The organism is Rhizobium sp. YJ-22 (assembly GCF_029601685.1).
In the GTDB taxonomy this organism is placed as follows: Bacteria; Pseudomonadota; Alphaproteobacteria; order Rhizobiales; family Rhizobiaceae; genus Metarhizobium.
This window is the reverse complement of sequence record NZ_JARRIR010000009.1, coordinates 250,330-267,219: the sequence shown is the minus strand read 5'-3', so window position 1 is coordinate 267,219 and position 16,890 is coordinate 250,330. Positions and strand designations below refer to the sequence as shown.

16 protein-coding genes are annotated in these 16,890 nt (G+C 64.8%); 13 read left to right on the top strand and 3 right to left on the bottom strand.

The window, feature by feature from the left end; translation table 11 throughout:
- Positions 1-83: 83 nt before the first annotated feature.
- Positions 84-1,562 carry an aldehyde dehydrogenase gene (locus tag P7F60_RS21410; RefSeq protein WP_277919722.1) on the bottom strand — a complete coding sequence of 493 codons (1,479 nt, stop codon included), beginning with the start codon at positions 1,560-1,562 and terminating at the stop codon, positions 84-86.
- Between the two features lie 61 nt (positions 1,563-1,623).
- Complete coding sequence (locus P7F60_RS21405; RefSeq protein ID WP_277919721.1) at positions 1,624-3,075, bottom strand: APC family permease; 1,452 nt, start codon at positions 3,073-3,075, stop codon at positions 1,624-1,626.
- Between the two features lie 252 nt (positions 3,076-3,327).
- Here P7F60_RS21405 and P7F60_RS21400 point away from each other — a divergent pair, with 252 nt between their 5' ends.
- Genes P7F60_RS21400 through P7F60_RS21375 form a run of 6 tightly spaced genes read left to right on the top strand, consistent with a single transcriptional unit; the run spans position 3,328 to position 9,657 of the window.
- Positions 3,328-4,116: an IclR family transcriptional regulator gene (locus tag P7F60_RS21400; protein ID WP_277919720.1), complete on the top strand. Its 789-nt coding sequence runs from the start codon at positions 3,328-3,330 to the stop codon at positions 4,114-4,116.
- Positions 4,113-5,369, top strand: coding sequence for a Tm-1-like ATP-binding domain-containing protein (locus P7F60_RS21395; RefSeq protein ID WP_277919719.1), 1,257 nt, complete (start codon positions 4,113-4,115; stop codon positions 5,367-5,369). Before P7F60_RS21400 ends, P7F60_RS21395 begins: the two co-directional genes overlap by 4 nt.
- Positions 5,366-6,010, top strand: a complete 645-nt coding sequence (locus P7F60_RS21390) for an HAD-IA family hydrolase (protein ID WP_277919718.1) — start codon at positions 5,366-5,368, stop codon at positions 6,008-6,010. The genes P7F60_RS21395 and P7F60_RS21390 overlap by 4 nt, the downstream gene beginning before the upstream one ends.
- A gap of 12 nt (positions 6,011-6,022) precedes the next feature.
- On the top strand, positions 6,023-7,381 hold the full coding sequence (locus P7F60_RS21385; protein ID WP_277919717.1) for an aspartate aminotransferase family protein: 1,359 nt from the start codon (positions 6,023-6,025) through the stop codon (positions 7,379-7,381).
- Between the two features lies 1 nt (position 7,382).
- Positions 7,383-8,666, top strand: coding sequence for an aspartate aminotransferase family protein (locus tag P7F60_RS21380; protein ID WP_277919716.1), 1,284 nt, complete (start codon positions 7,383-7,385; stop codon positions 8,664-8,666).
- 4 nt (positions 8,667-8,670) lie between these two features.
- The gene (locus P7F60_RS21375) at positions 8,671-9,657 is read left to right on the top strand and encodes a phosphotransferase (RefSeq protein ID WP_277919715.1); all 987 of its coding nucleotides are present in this window, start codon (positions 8,671-8,673) and stop codon (positions 9,655-9,657) included.
- Here P7F60_RS21375 and hpaR read toward each other — a convergent pair.
- Entirely contained in the window at positions 9,647-10,117 is a 471-nt protein-coding gene (gene hpaR, locus P7F60_RS21370; RefSeq protein WP_277919714.1) for a homoprotocatechuate degradation operon regulator HpaR, read from the bottom strand. The two genes, P7F60_RS21375 and hpaR, sit on opposite strands and share 11 nt — an antisense overlap.
- A 151-nt stretch (positions 10,118-10,268) precedes the next feature.
- On the opposite strand from hpaR, the gene P7F60_RS21365 reads away from it, so the two are divergent.
- The 7 genes from P7F60_RS21365 to P7F60_RS21335 all read left to right on the top strand — a co-directional run bounded on the left by P7F60_RS21365 (position 10,269) and on the right by P7F60_RS21335 (position 16,805).
- Positions 10,269-10,661: a 5-carboxymethyl-2-hydroxymuconate Delta-isomerase gene (locus P7F60_RS21365; protein WP_277919713.1), complete on the top strand. Its 393-nt coding sequence runs from the start codon at positions 10,269-10,271 to the stop codon at positions 10,659-10,661.
- A 68-nt stretch (positions 10,662-10,729) separates the two neighbouring features.
- Complete coding sequence (gene hpaE, locus P7F60_RS21360) at positions 10,730-12,244, top strand: 5-carboxymethyl-2-hydroxymuconate semialdehyde dehydrogenase (RefSeq protein WP_277919712.1); 1,515 nt, start codon at positions 10,730-10,732, stop codon at positions 12,242-12,244.
- A gap of 39 nt (positions 12,245-12,283) precedes the next feature.
- Positions 12,284-13,264 carry a 3,4-dihydroxyphenylacetate 2,3-dioxygenase gene (gene hpaD / locus P7F60_RS21355; protein WP_277919711.1) on the top strand — a complete coding sequence of 327 codons (981 nt, stop codon included), beginning with the start codon at positions 12,284-12,286 and terminating at the stop codon, positions 13,262-13,264.
- A gap of 110 nt (positions 13,265-13,374) precedes the next feature.
- Positions 13,375-14,241: a fumarylacetoacetate hydrolase family protein gene (locus tag P7F60_RS21350; protein ID WP_277919710.1), complete on the top strand. Its 867-nt coding sequence runs from the start codon at positions 13,375-13,377 to the stop codon at positions 14,239-14,241.
- Positions 14,242-14,244: 3 nt separating this feature from the next.
- Entirely contained in the window at positions 14,245-15,048 is an 804-nt protein-coding gene (gene hpaH / locus P7F60_RS21345; protein WP_277919709.1) for a 2-oxo-hept-4-ene-1,7-dioate hydratase, read from the top strand.
- A gap of 12 nt (positions 15,049-15,060) precedes the next feature.
- Positions 15,061-15,870 carry a 4-hydroxy-2-oxoheptanedioate aldolase gene (gene hpaI / locus P7F60_RS21340; RefSeq protein WP_277919708.1) on the top strand — a complete coding sequence of 270 codons (810 nt, stop codon included), beginning with the start codon at positions 15,061-15,063 and terminating at the stop codon, positions 15,868-15,870.
- A gap of 146 nt (positions 15,871-16,016) precedes the next feature.
- On the top strand, positions 16,017-16,805 hold the full coding sequence (locus tag P7F60_RS21335; RefSeq protein WP_277919707.1) for an SDR family oxidoreductase: 789 nt from the start codon (positions 16,017-16,019) through the stop codon (positions 16,803-16,805).
- Positions 16,806-16,890: the final 85 nt, after the last annotated feature.

Genomic DNA, 16,890 nt, shown 5'->3' with positions numbered 1-16,890 from the left:
GGTGTCAATATAATTCACACGTTAAATATTTTTTGATCCGATGCCGGCGGCCATTGCGAGCGGCCGCCGGGCGGGGCGATGCCTCAGAGCTGGATCCAGGCGGTCTTGAGGTCGACATATTTGTCGAGCGCGTGCAAGGACTTGTCGTGGCCGTTGCCGGATTGCTTGACGCCGCCGAGCGGCACGGTGTTGTCGGCGCCGCCATAGGTATTGACATGCACGACGCCGGCGCGGATGCCGCGCACCATGCGATGCGCCCGCGACAGGTTGGCCGTCCAGACGGCGGAGGCAAGGCCGTATTCGCTGCTATTGGCGATGCCAAGGGCATCCTCTTCCGTGTCGAAAGGAATGATCGACAGGATCGGCCCGAACACTTCCTCGCGCGCCAGCGTCATCGAAGGCGTGACGTCGAAGACGGTCGGCTGCATGTAGAAGCCGCCGGTTTCTTCGAGGATGCGCGCGCCGCCGGTGCGCAATTTCGCGCCTTCGGAGAGTGCCTGTTCGGCAAAGCCCAGATCCTTCTGCAGCTGGATTTCGCTGGAGATGGCGCCGGCTTCGGTGGCGAGATGCAGGGGATCGCCGACTTTCATCGCGGCGGCGATGGCCGCCACCTTCTCGGAAAACTCCTCGGCGATGGAACGCTCGACCAGCAGGCGGGAGCCGGCGACGCAGACCTGGCCGGAATTGCGGAAGATGCCGTAGGCGGAAACCTTTGCTGCCTGGGCAAGATCGGGCGCATCGGCGAAGACGATGTTGGGCGACTTGCCGCCAAGCTCCAGATAGATACGCTTGAGGTTGGAGCGGGCGGAATATTCGAGCAGCTTGCGCCCGACCGGGCCAGAGCCGGTGAAGGCGAGCACGTCGATATCCATGTGCAGGCCCAGCGCCTCGCCGGTGACGCGGCCTTCGCCGGTGACGACGTTAAGCACGCCTTCCGGCAGGCCTGCCTCGGCGCAGAGTTCGGCAAGCCGGAGCAGCGTCAGCGACGCGCCCTCGGCCGGTTTCAGCACCACGGAATTGCCGGCGGCGAGCGCCGGGGCGATCTTCCAGGCGCCGATCATCATCGGGAAATTCCACGGCACGATGGCGGCGACGACGCCGACGGGGGCGCGGTGGATAAGGCCGAGCACGTTCTCGGCGGTTGGGGCGATCTCGCCATAGACCTTGTCGATCGCCTCGGCATAATAACGGAAGGTGCCGGCGGCGCTGCCGGGCTCGGCCTTCAGCGCCATGGAAATTTCGGTGCCGTTGTCGCGCACGCCGAGAACGGCGAGTTCCAGCGCATGCTTTTCGATCAGCTCGGCGATCTTGAGCAGCACTTTCTTGCGCTCGGCCGGCACGGCTTTCGCCCAGACGCCCTTTTCGAAGCTGTTGCGGGCGCTGGCGACGGCGCGGTCGACATCGGCCGCACTTGCGGCGGCGAGCGTCGTCAGCGGCTTGCCGTCGATGGGCGAGACCACCGCCATGGTGCGGCCCTCGGCCGCCTCCTGCCAGCGCCCGTCGATGAACAGGCCCTGCGGGGAAACCGCCTGCTGGCGGAGATGATCGATCTTGTCTTGCATGGCGGTATCCTCGAAATAGCGAATTTGACGGCGGCCGTTTCCGGCCGCCCTCATGTTTGGATCAGGCGGCCTGGCCGGCGCCGAGCCGGGCGAAGCCGGCCGCATCCGCGCCCTTCAGCCGGGCGGCGAGGATGAAGCCGATGACGACGGCGATCAGCACCAGCCCCGGCAGGAAGACGGCGAGAGCGCCGCTTGCGCCGGCGATGCTGCCGAAATTGACGGCGATGTAGACGACCAGTGCTGCGAGGATGACGCCGGTCAGCACCGGCAGAATGCGGGTGGCGAGCGCGCTGCCGCCCAACTCCGGCCGGCGGCCGAAGAAGACGACGATCGCAAAGGCGGTGAAGGTCATCAGCAGCATGATCGCCAGCGTACCGACATTGGTGAGCCAGGAGAAGAGCGCCAGCACCGGATCCTGGCCGGTGACCGCAAACAGGCCGACGACGAGGACGGCGATGATCGTCTGGACGACGGAGCCGACATGCGGGCTCTGGAACACCGGATGGGTGACACCGAGGCTGCGCGGCAACAAGCCTTCGCGACCGGCGACATACATGTAGCGGGCGACGCCGTTGTGGAAGGCGACGACGCCGGCAAACAGGCTGGTGACGAACAAGAGGTTCATGACCGGGATGATCCAGTGGCCGACGTACCGTTCCGCAAGGCCGAACAGGAAGGTGGTCGGATCGGCCAAGGCCTGCAGCTCGCCGACCAGCTTGTCGGACCCGGCGCCGGTGACCATCAGCCAGGAGGTCAGCATGTAGAACAGGCCGATGATCAGCACCGAGATATAGGTGGCGCGCGGCACGGTGCGGGCGGGATCGCGGGCTTCCTCGCTGTAGATGGTGGTCGCCTCGAAGCCGATGAAGGCGGCGAAGCAGAATAGGATGCCGATGGCCGGCGTGCCGCTCATGAAGGCGGAGGGCGTGAACGGCACCGCCGTCAGCCCGCTGTCGCCGCCCTTGAACAGGATGGCGGCATCGATGACCAGCACCACGAGATATTCGAGGATGACGAGCACGGTCAGCACGCGCGCCGAGAGATCGACGCGGCGATAGCCGAGCACGGCGACGGCGGCGATGCCGACATAGGTCCAGACCCACCAGGGCAGGTCGATGCCGAGCCCCGCGAAGAAGCCGGAGGTGGCGGCCCCGAACAGGCCGAAGACGCCGATCTGCATGGCATTGTAGGCGAGGATGGCGACGAGGGCGGCGGCACCGCCCATCATCCCGCCGAGGCCTTGCGCCGTATAGGCATAGAAGGCACCGGCATTGCGGATATGGCGGGCCATGGCGACATAGCCGACCGAGAAGAAGAGAAGGATGGCGGTGACGAAAAGAAAGGTCAGCGGTATGCCCGGGCCGTTGCCGAGCAGCATCGACAGCGGCACGCCGCCGGCGACCGCCGTCAGCGGCGCGGCCGCGGAAACGACGAGAAAGGTCACAGCCCCGACGCCGAGGCTGTTCTTGCGCAGTTGGTTGGCCTCCTGGGCCGGCACTTGCGGATTGGTCATGATGTCAGCTCCCCTTGGATTTGCAATGGCCGCGCTCCAATCGCGGCCCATAGGCGGAAGCTTGCGCCCGGCATTTTTTTCATCTTGAGGCCGGAAAACGCTGGTTCATTATGTGAACCTGTGCTTCAAATATAGACTTGCAAATCGCTCCGCTTCCTGTCAAGTTAATTCGCATGTTAAGTATCTCTGCCATGCGAAACGCCCGGAGAGGCGTGGTGGACAGGGTCCGGTGCTTGACCTGAGGAGAACACAATGAGCACCATCGGCAAGGCCCTGACGCTTCTGGACGTCCTGTCCCGGCTCGACTGCGAGGCGGGGCTGACGGAGATCGCGCAGGCCTGCGGCTACGACAAGGCGACCACGCGTCGTTTCCTGGTCGAGCTGGAAAAGCACGGCTTCGTCGAACAACTGCCCGAGACGCGGAAATACCGCATCGGCGCGGCACCGCTGCGCCTGGCGCGCATCCGCGAGGCGCGCTACCCCTTCCTTAGCACGGCGCTGCCTTTTCTACGCCAGCTTGCCGAGCGCACGGAAGAGACCGTGCACCTCTCCGAATTTTCCAACGGCCGCCTCTCCACCATCCATGTGGAGGAATCGCCGCACGCCCACCGCGTCTTCGTCAATGTCGGCACGGTGCTGCAGCCGCATGCGACCGCCTCCGGCCTTGCCTTTCTGGCGGCCTCTCCCGACGAGGTGATCGAAGCGGAGCTGACCAGGCCGCTGGCCGCCTATACCGAGTTCACCATCGTCGATCCCGCCATTCTGCGTCGACGCTTGTCGGAGGCGCGGGCGCGGGGCTTTTCCATCAGCCGCCAGGGCCGCGAGCTCGGGGTCGTCAGCATGTCCTCGGCGATCGCCGGGCCGGGTGCGCGACCGATCGGCTGTATCACGGTCGCCGCGCCGCTGGTGCGCACCGGAGAGGACGTCGTTCTGGATTATGGCGCCGCAGTCCGCGCGGCCGCCGAGGCCATTTCCGCAGCTTTTTTCGGGACCGATCGGCAGATCCGTCCCCCCAATCAATCGAGGAGGAACGGTCGATGAGCGCAAGCGCCCGTCTGCCCAAAATTCTGGTGATCGGCACTGGCGACACCAAGAGCGACGAACTGCTGTTCATGGCCGATGTCATCGGCCAGGCCGGCGGTCTGCCGATCATGGTCGATGTCAGCGTGCTCGGCGATCCGCCCTATATGCCGGATCATTCCAAGCATGACATCGCTGCGAGCGCCGGCACCACCATCCAGGCGATCATCGACAGCGGCGACGAAAACACCGCCATGGTGCTGATGGCCGAAGGGGCTGCCGGGCTGGTGCGCCGTCTCTACGAGGCCGGCGAAGTCGACGGCGTGATCGCGCTCGGCGGTTCGCTCGGCACGGATCTGGCGCTCGACGTCGCTGCCGTTCTGCCGATCGGCGTGCCGAAATTCATCGTCTCGACCATCGCCTATTCGCATCTCTTGCCGCCCGAGCGCATCGCGCCCGACCTGATGATGATCCTGTGGGCCGGCGGGCTCTACGGCCTCAACCCGATCTGCCGCGCGGTGCTGTCGCAGGCCTGCGGCGCCGTGGTCGGCGCGGCCAAGGCCAGCGAAAAGCCCGGCCGCGAACGGCCGCTGATCGGCATGACCTCGCTCGGCTCCTCCTGCCTCAAATACATGAAGATGCTGAAGCCCGAGCTGGAAAAGCGCGGCTATGACGTCGCCGTCTTCCATTCCACCGGCATGGGCGGGCGCGCCTATGAGGCGGTGGCGGCCAAGAAGGGCTTTGCCGCCGTCTTCGATTTCTGCATCCAGGAAGTCACCAATGCCCATAACGGCTCGGTGGTCACCTCGGGGCCGGACCGCCTCGAAAATGCCGGCCGCGCCGGCATTCCGCAGATCGTCGCCCCCGGCGCCATCGACATGGTCGATATTCCCGCCTGGGCCGCCGCGCCCGAGCGCTTCGCCGACCGGCCCTACCATGCCCATAACCGGCTGATCGGTTCGGTGACCGTCTCGGCGCAGCATCGCCGCGACGTCGCCCATGTCGTCGCCGCCAAGCTGCAAGCCGCCGCCGCCCCGGTCGCCTTCATCCTGCCGGCCAGGGGCATCCAGGAATGGGACCAGGCGGGCGAACCGCTGCACGAGCCGGAAGCGCTCGACGCCTTCCTCGACGAGATGCGCAAGGCGGTGCCCGCCTCCGTCGCCTTCGAGGAGGTCGATACCCATATCAACACCCCGGCTTTCGCCGCCAAGGCATTGGAAGTTTTCGATCGCTGGGTCGCCGAAGGCATCATCGAGAAGGGCCGCATTGCATGAACAAGGCATTGATCCTCGATTTCGGCGGTGTCGTCACCCGCACGCTGTTCGAGACGCATGACATCACCGAGCGGGCGCTCGGGCTGCCGGCGGGCACGCTGACCTGGCGCGGTCCCTTCGACCCCTCGACCGACCCGCTCTGGGTCTCGATGCAGGCGCGCGAAATCACCGAGCGCGATTACTGGATGACCCGCACCCGCGAAGTCGGCGCGATGCTCGGCGAAGAGTGGGACGACATGAAGACTTTCGTGCAGCGAGCGCGCGGCGCCGATGCCGAACTGGTCTTGCGTCCCGAAGCGCGAGACGCCATCCTGCGCGCCAAGGAGGCCGGGCTGAAGCTCGCCATCCTCTCCAACGAACTCGACCTGTTCTACGGCGTCGAATTCCGCAAGCGTTTCCCGTTGATCGAGCTGTTCGACGTCATCGTCGATGCGACTTATACAAAAATCCTCAAGCCCGATCCGCGCGCCTATGAGCAGGTGCTGGCGGAAGTGGGCATCGACCGGGCGGATTGCGTGTTCGTCGACGACCAGAAGAAGAATATCGAGGGGGCCGAAGCCGTCGGCCTTCCCTATGTGCATTTCGACGTGACCCGGCCTGCCGATTCTTATGCGCAGGCCCTGAAAATGCTTGGAATTTGAAAGGATATCCCCATGCGCGATTCCAACTTCCTGATCGAGAACAATGCCCGCCATCTCTGGCATCCCATGGCGCATCCGGCCGAGATGCAGGCAAAGCCGCCGCGCATCATCAATGCCGCCGAGGGCGTCGAGGTCGTCGATATCCACGGCAAGAAGGTACTGGATGCCGTCGGCGGGCTGTGGAACGTCAATCTCGGCTATTCCTGCGAGCCGGTAAAGAAGGCGATCCGCGACCAGCTCGACGAGCTGCCCTATTACTCGACCTTCCGCGGCACCACCAATTCGCCGCTGATCGAGCTTTCCTATGAGCTGGCCGAATTTTTCAAGGAAGACGGGCTGACCCGCGCCTTCTTCACCTCGGGCGGTTCGGATTCGGTCGAGACGGCGCTGAGGCTCGCCCGCCAGTTCCACAAGATCAACGGCCAGCCGGAGCGTACCAAGTTCGTGGCGCTGAAGAAGGGCTATCACGGCACGCATTTCGGCGGCGCTTCGGTCAACGGCAATGCCAATTTCCGCCGCAACTACGAGCCGCTGCTGCCCGGCGTCTTCCATCTCGCCGCGCCCTATCCCTATCGCAACCCCTTCAACACCACCGATCCGGCTGAGATTGCACAGGCGATTGCCCGCCAGTTCGAGGACGAGATCGCCTTCCAGGGCGCCGATACCATCGCCGCCTTCATCATGGAGCCGGTGCTGGGGGCCGGTGGCGTCATCGTGCCGCATGAGACCTTCATGCCGCTGATGCGCGCCATCTGCGACAAGCACGGCATCCTGCTGATCGCCGACGAGGTCATCACCGCCTTCGGCCGCACCGGCGCCTGGACCGGCTCGCGCGGCTGGGGCGTCAAGCCCGACATGATGACCACCGCCAAGGCGATCACCAACGGCTATTTCCCCTTCGGCGCGGTGATGATCTCCGACAAGGTGGCGAGCGTGTTCGAAGCCGACAAGACCGCTTTCGGCGCCATCGGCCACGGCTACACCTATTCCGGCCATCCGGTGGGCGCAGCAGCCGCGCTTGCGACGCTGAAGGAAACCGCCCGCGTCAACACCGCCGCCAATGCCGCCGCGTGTGGGCCGGAGCTGATGGCCGGGCTGGAAGGCCTGAAGGCCAAGCATGAGCTGGTCGGCGACGTGCGCGGCAGGGGCCTGATGGCGGCGGTGGAGCTTGTCTCCGACCGCGCCAAGAAAAGTGCGGCCGCCAAGGACGTCGTGCAGAAGGTCTATGACGTCGCCTATGACGAGGGCGTCATGGTCCGCACGTCAGGCGCCAACGTCATCATCTCGCCGCCGCTGGTCATCACCGCCGCCGATGTGCAGAAAATCGTCTCGGCGCTGGATGCCGGCCTGACCGCCGCGAAGGGGCAGTGAGATGAGCGGCGAACAGGCATTGCGCGAACGCCGCGAGCGGCTGCTCGGCAAGAACATGTCGCTGTTCTACAACGACCCCGTCCATCTGGTGAAGGGCGAGGGTGTGTGGCTGTGGGATGCGGACGGGCGCAAATATCTCGATTGCTACAACAATGTGCCGCATGTCGGCCACTGCCATCCGCGCGTCGTCGAGGCGATCTGCCGCCAGGCTTCGACATTGAACACCCATACGCGCTACCTGCATGAGGGCATTCTCGACTATGTCGAGCGGCTGACGGCGACCTTCGACAAGAGCCTCGATACCGCGATCCTGACCTGCACCGGCAGCGAGGCCAATGACGTGGCGCTCCGCATGGCGCAGGCGGTGACCGGCAAGACCGGCGTGATCGCCACCAACTTCACCTATCACGGCAACACCGCGGCGGTGTCGCAGCTTTCGACGCGCATGCCGCCGGTCGGCGGCTATGGCGGCCATGTCCGCCACGTGCCGGCCCCGGATGCCTATCGACCGCTCGGCGGCGAGGGCGGACAGGCGTTTGCGGAGGCTTGGGCGGCGGAGGTGGAAAAAGCGATTGCCTCCTTGCAGGAAAGCCCCTTCGGTTTTTCGGCGCTGATCATCGATCCCTTCTTTGCCAATGAGGGGTTTCCGGATCTGCCGGAGAACTTCCTCGCGCCGGCCGTCGCCGCCGTGCGCAAGGCGGGCGGCCTTATCATTTGCGACGAGGTGCAGCCCGGTTTCGGCCGCACCGGCACCCATATGTGGGGCCACCAGAAGGCAGGCATCGTTCCCGACGTCGTCACCCTCGGCAAGCCGATGGGCAACGGCCATCCGATTGGCGGCGTTGTCGCCAGTTCGGACACGCTGAATGCCTTCCGCAAGGCTTTCCGTTATTTCAACACCTTTGGCGGCAATCCGGTCTCCTGCGCGGCGGCCATGGCCGTTCTCGACGTGCTGGAGGAGGAAAAGCTTCAAGCCAATGCGTTTGAGGTCGGCGCCTACGCCCGGCAGGGCCTGCAGAAACTGGCGGAAAAGCATGCGCTGATCGGCAATGTGCGCGGCAGCGGTCTGTTCTTCGGCGCGGAGCTGGTGCTCGACCGCCAGGAAAAGACCCCGGCCTCCGACATCGCCACCCGCGTCATCAACGAGATGCGCGAGCGCGGCGTGCTGATGGGCAAGCTCGGCATTCACCAGAACGCCACCAAGATCCGCCCGCCCATGCCGTTCACCAAGGAGAATGCCGACTTCATGCTGTCGACGCTCGACGACGTACTGGGCGGGTTGTGAGACCATGGACGGCATCGTCGAAACCCTGACGGCGAGGGCGAAGGCCGCCCTTGCCCATTGGAACCTGCTGGGCCAAGTGCCCGAATTGCTGAAATACCGCGAGAACGCGGTGTTCAAGGTGCGCCTCGCCGATGGCAGGTCGGCGGCGCTGCGTCTGCATCGCCCGGCGTATCACTCGCAAGCCGCCCTTGCCTCGGAACTGGCCTGGATGGCGGATCTGCGCCGGCACGGTCTTGCCGTGCCGGAGCCGATCCCGGCCACCGGCGGCACATTGCTCGTCGCTTTGCAAGCGGATGGAGACGTGCCGCATTATGCCGACCTGATCGGCTGGGTGGAGGGCGAGCCGCTCGGTGAAACCGGCGTACCGCTGCCGCGCGAAGGCCGCGACCTGCCGGCGATCTTCGCCGCCATCGGCCGCGACATGGCGCGCATGCACGATGCGGCCGATGCGTTTTCGAAAGCCGACGGTTTCGAGCGCCCGGCCTGGGATGCCGCCGGCCTCTTGGGCGAAGCGCCCTTCTGGGGCCGGTTCTGGGATTGCGAGGCCTTGTCGCCCGAGGACCGCGATTTCTTGACGCGCCTGCGCGAAAAACTCTCGGAAAAACTCTCGGCATTGGCGCCAGTGCTGGGTTACGGCCTGATCCATGCTGACCTCGTGCGCGAAAACGTCTTCGTGCAGGGCGAGGGGGTGGCTTTCATCGATTTCGACGATTGCGGTTTTGGCTTCCGCCTGTTCGAACTGGCGACGACGCTACTGCGCAACCGGCGCGAGGCGGATTTTGCCGATCTGCGCGACGCGCTGCTGGCGGGTTATGCCGCGGTGCGGCCGCAGGCAAAAGCGGAATTCGTCCACCTGCCGCTGTTCCTGCTGTTGCGGGCGCTCACCTATATCGGCTGGGCGGCGGCGCGGCCGGATCTGCCCGACAACGCCGCCCGCCTGAAACGCTATGTCGCCGATGTGCGGGCGCTGGCCGAAGAGGTCAGTCGTTGATGCTCGCCAGTTCGTCCAGCATGTCGAGAAGCTGGTCGATGCGCTCGCCGCCGAAGCGCTTTTCGAGCGTTTCGTAGATGAGGCGGCTTTCCGGGGCCACCTCGTCGATGATGGCGAGGCCGGCCGGGGTGATGCGCAACAGCACCCGCCGGCCGTCATTGTCGTCCTTGGCCTTGGTGATGATGCCGCGCTCTTCCAGCGAACGGATGATGCGGGTCAGGCTGGGCGCCAGGATGAAGGCGCGATCGGCCATGTCGGAGGCATCGACGGTGCCGGCTTCGGCAAGGATGCGGATGACGCGCCATTGCTGCTCGGTGATGTCGTGCTCGGCCAGCATCGGGCGGAAATGCGTCATCACCGCTTCGCGGGCGCGCAACAGCGCGATCGGCAGGGAACGGCGGGTGTTGCGCGGCAACAGCGCATCCTGCGGCAATTTGGATTTGGACGGAGTGTCTTGCATGCTGGCTCTATGGTGCATTTTTCCGTCCTTTTCAATCGCGCGCCGATTTTTCGGGTGAACAAGCCGCTTGACACATCGGACAATATCATTAACATGTTAAATATAATAAGAAAGGCCCCGGCAATGCGGGGCAATCCAGAAGGGAGGGACCATGCCGCATTTCACCATGGAATATTCCGCCAATCTCGATGTATCAGTCGACTTCGACGGGCTGTGCAAGGCGGTGCATGCGACGATCATGACGACCGGCCTGTTCGAGCTTGGCGCCGTGCGGGTGCGGGCCTTGCGCGCCGATGCCTATGCCGTGGCCGACCTGCTGCCCGAAAACGGCTTCATCGACATGTCCTTCCGCATCGGCAAGGGCCGCAGCGCCGAGGAGAAGAAGCAGACCGGGGAGGCGATTTTCGCCACGGTCACCGACTTCCTGGCGCCGCTGTTTGCGACCCCGCATTTCGCGCTGACGCTGGAGATCCGCGAGATCGACGCGGAGCTGAGCTGGAAGAAGAACGCCATCCATCCCCGCCTGCGCGACAAGCAGGCCTGATCCATTTCATCCGCGCCGGCGCGCTGACGTCCGCTGCCGGCAACCCCTTTTGCTGACGGAGTGACCCCATGTCCAAGCTCGACGAAAACATTGCCAAGGCGAAAGCCTATCTGCAGAAATTCGAAAACGGCGTCCTGAACCGCATCGGCGGCGAAGACGTTGCGGCCGCCGACGGCGCCACCTTCGAGACGATCTCGCCGGTCGACCTGAAGCCGCTGGCCCAGGTCGCGCGCGGCAAGGCTGCCGATATCGACCGCGCGGCACAAGCCGCAAAGGCTGCCTTCCCGGCATGGGCGGCGATGGACGGCACGGCCCGCAAGAAGCTTTTGCACAAGATCGCCGACGCCATCGTGGCGCGGGCCGAAGAAATCGCCTTCGTCGAATGCATGGACACCGGGCAGTCGCTGAAGTTCATGGCCAAGGCCGCTTTGCGCGGCGCGGAAAACTTCCGCTTCTTCGCCGACCGCGCCCCGGAAGCCCGTGACGGCAAGGCGCTGCGCGGCCCCGGCCAGGTCAACCTGACGACCCGCGTGCCGATCGGCCCGGTCGGCATCATCACGCCGTGGAACACGCCGTTCATGCTGTCGACCTGGAAGATTGCGCCGGCACTTGCCGCTGGCTGCACCATCGTCCACAAGCCGGCCGAATTCTCGCCGCTCACCGCCCGCCTGCTGGTCGAGATCGCCGAGGAAGCCGGCCTGCCGAAGGGCGTCTGGAACCTCGTCAACGGCCTCGGCGAAGACGCCGGCAAGGCGCTGACCGAACATCCCGCGATCAAGGCCATCGGTTTCGTCGGCGAAAGCCGCACCGGCTCGATGATCATGAAGCAGGGTGCCGATACCCTCAAGCGCGTGCATTTCGAACTCGGCGGCAAGAACCCGGTCGTGGTCTTCGCCGATGCCGACCTGGAGCGCGCGGCGGATGCCGCCGTCTTCATGATCTACTCGCTGAACGGCGAGCGCTGCACCTCGTCCTCGCGCCTGCTGGTCGAGGAAAGCGTCTACGACAAGTTCACGGCACTGGTCGCCGAAAAGGCCAAGCGCATCAAGGTCGGTCACCCGCTCGACCCGGAAACCGTCGTCGGCCCGCTGATCCATCCGGTGCATGAAAAGAAGGTGCTGGAATATATCGAGATCGGCCGTGGCGAAGGTGCGACCGTTGCCGCCGGCGGCGCAAAATTCGATGGTCCGGGCGGCGGCTGCTATGTCTCGCCGACGCTGTTCACCGGCGCCCATAACCAGATGCGCATCGCCCAGGAAGAAATTTTCGGCCCGGTCCTGACCGCTATCCCGTTCAAGGACGAGGCCGAGGCGCTGGCGCTTGCCAACGACGTGCAATACGGCCTGACCGGCTATCTCTGGACCAACGACGTCACCCGCGCCTTCCGCTTCACCGATGCGCTGGAAGCCGGCATGATCTGGGTGAATTCCGAAAACGTCCGCCATCTGCCGACGCCGTTCGGCGGCGTCAAGAACTCCGGCATCGGCCGTGACGGCGGCGACTGGTCCTTCGATTTCTACATGGAAACCAAGAACGTCGCCTTTGCCAACTCGGCGCACGCCATCCAGAAACTCGGCGGCTGAGCGCCCACTCGCCGCACCCGACACTTTGAGGAGGAAATCATGGCCCTACCGACCCCCAATCTCTACCCAGCCTTCAACATCGTGCGCCTCAGCCACGTCGAACTCGCCGTCACCGATCTTGCCAAGTCGCGCGCCTTCTATGTCGATACGCTCGGCCTGCAGGTGACCGACGAGGACAAGGACACGATCTATCTGCGGGCGCTGGAAGAGCGCGGCCATCACTGCATCGTGCTCAAGAAGGCCGACAAGGCCGAAGCCCGCGACCTCGGCTTCAAGGTCTATTCCGAAGAAGACCTCGACAAGGCCGAGCATTTCTTCAAGGGCAAGGGCCTGCCGGTCGAATGGATCGAGCGTCCTTACCAGAGCCGAACCTTCCGCACCCGCGATCCGCATGGCATTCCGCTGGAGTTCTACTCCAAGATGGACCGCCTGCCGCCGATCCACCAGAAATACGCGCTCTACAAGGGCGTGAAGCCGCTGCGCATCGATCATTTCAACTGCTTCTCGCCCAATGTCGACGAAAGCGTCGCCTTCTACAACGAGATCGGTTTCCGCGTGACGGAATACACCGCCGACGAGGAAACCGGCCGTCTCTGGGCAGCCTGGACGCACCGCAAGGGCGGCGTCCATGACATCGCCTTCACCAACGGCAAGGGTCCGCGCCTGCACCACACCGCCTTCTGGGTGCCGACGCCGCTCAACATCATCGACCTGCTCGACCTGATGTCGACCACCGGCTGGCTGCCGAACATCGAGCGCGGCCCCGGCCGTCACGGCATTTCCAATGCCTTCTTCCTCTATATCCGCGATCCCGACGGCCATCGCATCGAGATCTACTGCTCGGATTACCAGACGGTCGACCCCGACCTGGAGCCGATCAAGTGGGATCTGAAGGATCCGCAGCGCCAGACGCTGTGGGGCGCGCCGGCGCCGAAATCCTGGTTCGAGGAAGGCAGCCTGTTCGCCGGCGCCGAGCCGCGCGACAGCGTGCTGAAGGCGCAGCCGATCGTCGCGCCGTAAGGTAGAATGGCTCCTCACCCTGACCCTCTTCCCGCTTGCGGGGAGAGGGGACTTCGGTGAGGAATACGGGGCGGCGAAGCCCCGGCACAGACAGGAAAAGCGAGGCGCAGATGGCCAGATTGTTGAGTTTCTCGACCGCCAAGGGCAGCGGTTACGGTTTGCTGAAGGAGGACGGCGTCGTCGATCTCTCGGCGCGGCACGGAAAAACCTGGCCGACGCTGCGCGAGGTCATCGAGGCCGGGGCGCTGGCCAGGCTGGCGGAAGAGGGCGAGGGCCTCCCGGCCGATATCCCGCTCTCCGAGATCACCTACGAGATCCCGATTCCATCGCCGGAAAAGATCATCTGCGTCGGCGTCAATTTCCCCGACCGCAACGAGGAATACAAAGACGGGCAGGCAGCACCCTCCAATCCCTCGCTGTTCATCCGCTTCCCGCGTTCCTTCACCGGCCATGACCGGCCGCTGATCCGCCCGCCGGAAAGCCCGCAGCTCGATTACGAGGGCGAAGTCACCATCGTCATCGGCAAGGGCGGCCGGCGGATTTCCGAGACCGATGCGCTCGACCATATCGCCGCGCTCACCCTCTGCAACGAGGGCACGATCCGCGACTGGGTGCGCCACGCGAAGTTCAACGTGACGCAGGGCAAGAATTTCGACGCCACCGGCTCCATCGGCCCCTGGCTGGTGCCCTATACCGACGAGAGCCAGCTTGCCGACATCAGGCTCGAAACCCGCGTCAACGGTGAGGTGCGCCAGCAGGATCGCACCAGCCGCATGATCTTCTCCTTCCGCAAGATCATCAATTACATCTCCACCTTCACCACGCTGGTTCCCGGCGACGTCATCGTGTGCGGCACGCCGACGGGGGCCGGCGCCCGCTTCGATCCGCCGATCTGGCTGAAGCCGGGCGACGTGGTCGAGGTCGAGGCCGAGGGCATCGGCATGCTGCGCAACACCATCGCCGACGAGAAGGTGTAAGCCATGCTGAACGCGCAAGAGATCGACGCTGCCGCCAGTGCCCTCGATGGCGCCGAGGAAAGCCGCAAGCAGATCGGCCTGCTGTCGCTGAAGCATCCCGGCATGAGCATGGATGATGCCTATGCCGTGCAGGCCGCCTGGGTGAAGCAGAAGATCGCCGGCGGCCGCAAGGTCATCGGCTGGAAGATCGGCCTTACCTCCAAGGCGATGCAATATGCCTTGAATATCGACATCCCCGATTCCGGCGTGCTGTTCGACGACATGCTGTTCGAGGACGGCGCGGTCATCCCCGCCGATCGCTTCATTCAGCCGCGCATCGAGGCGGAAATCGCCTTCGTGATGAAGGCGCCGCTGAAAGGCCCCAACGTTTCCATCTTCGACGTACTCAACGCCACCGACTACATCACCCCGGCGCTGGAGATCTTGGACACCCGCGTGTTGCGTGTCGATCCCGAGACGAAGAAGGCGCGCAGCATCGTCGATACGATTTCCGACAATGCCGCCAATGCCGGCATCGTCATCGGCGGGCGTCAGATGCGGCCGGACCAGGTGGACATGCGCTGGATGGGCGCCATCGTCTCGCGCAATGCCGAGGTCGAGGAGACCGGGCTGGGGGCCGGCGTGCTCAACCATCCGGCCCGCGGCATCGCCTGGCTCGCCAATCGCCTCGCCCAGTATGGCGACGGTATCGAGGCGGGGCAGATCGTGCTCGCCGGCTCGTTCATCCGTCCGGTCGAGGCGCGTCACGGTGATACGATCAATGCCGATTTCGGGTCTTACGGCACCATCGCCTGCCATTTCCTCTAAGGAGTGTTTCCCATGCATGCTCCCAAGAACACGTTCAAGGCAGCGCTGAAGGAAGGCCGGGCCCAGATCGGCCTGTGGCAGGCGCTCGCCAATCCCTATACGGTTGAGATCTGCGCCGGGGCCGGCTACGACTGGCTGCTGCTCGATGCCGAACATGCGCCCAACGACGTGCCGCTGCTCGTCTCGCAATTGCAGGCGATGAAGGGCACGGCGTCCCATGCCGTCATCCGCCCGCCGATCGGCGAGACCTGGATGGTCAAGCAATTGCTCGATATCGGCGCCCAGACATTGCTGATCCCGATGGTCGACAGCCGCGAACAGGCGGAAGCCATGGTCAAGGCCGTGCGCTACCCGCCGCATGGCGTGCGCGGCGTCGGCGCGGCGCTGGCCCGCGCGTCTGCCTTCAACCGCATTCCCGATTACCTGCAGACGGCCAATGACGAGGTCTGCCTGCTGCTGCAGGTGGAAAATCGTGCCGGCATCGCCAATCTCGACGCCATCGCCACCACCGAGGGCGTCGACGGCGTCTTCATCGGCCCGGCCGATCTCGCCGCCGACATGGGTTATCTCGGCAAGCCGGGCGCGCCAGAAGTGCAGGCGGCGGTCGAGGATGCGCTGAAGCGCATTCAGACCCATGGCAAGGCGGCCGGCATCCTGACCGGCGACCTGGCGCTCGCCAAGCGTTACCTCGATCTCGGCGCCACCTTCGTCGCCATCGGCAACGATGTGACGCTGCTCGCCAATGCGACCACCAAATTGCTGGCCGATTTCAAGGCCGCGGAGGCGGCGGCGCATCCCGGGCCGGACAGCAAGGTTTATTAAGCCAGCAAACAGGCGGTCCGGTCGGGCCGCCTTTTTTCGTTAGAGCGGGATCTGCCAGTGCAGTCTCAGACAAAAGGAAGTGCAGGACCGGACGCGACGGGCGTTCCGCTTCGGCGCATGATCGAACGACAGAAAGGGAGGACCATATGCGTTTCCAGAACAAGGTTGCTATCATCACCGGTGGCGGCACGGGCATCGGGGCGGCGGTGGCGCGGCGCATCGCGTCCGAAGGCGGCAGGATAGCGCTCGTTGGGCGTCGGCCTGAGCCGCTCAGGGCCGTGGCCGAGGAGATCGGCGCCTCCGTCTTCGCCGCCGATGCCGCCGATACCGCCAGCATGAAGGCCGCCGTCACCGCGACCGCTGAGCAGCTCGGCGGCGTCGATATCCTGATCGCCAATGCCGGCGGCCATGGCGTCGGCCCGACCGTTTCGATGAGTGACGAAACCTGGGCTCTGGCCACCCGCCTCAACCTCAACACCGCCTTCGTCTCGGCGCGCGAGACGCTGCCGCACCTGATGCGTTCCAAGGGCAGCATCGTCGTGCTGTCGTCGATCGCGGGCCTGTTCGCCGGGCCGGATGCCGCCGGCTATGTCACCATGAAACATGCCTGCATCGGCCTCGCCAAGTCGCTGGCGCGCGATTACGGCCGCTTCGGCGTGCGCACCAATACCGTCTGCCCGGGCTGGGTCTCGACGCCGATGGCGGATGAGGAAATGCAGATGGTCATCGAGAAATTCAAGCTGAACTCGGTGGAGGAAGCCTATGCGCTGGTCACCAAGGACGTGCCGCTCGGCCGCCCGGCGACGGCGGACGAAGTCGCCAATGCCGTCTGCTTCCTGGCCTCGCCCGAGGCGGCGATGATCAACGGCGCCATCCTGACCGTGGACGGCGGCGCCGGCACCGTCGATTTGCCGACGCTGGCTTTTGCCGATTGAAGAAAAGCACCACACAGCCATGAAATTCCGGAAGGACCTGCTCTTTGTCCGTAAGTGAATTCTAACATTTTAATATCGCCAAGGA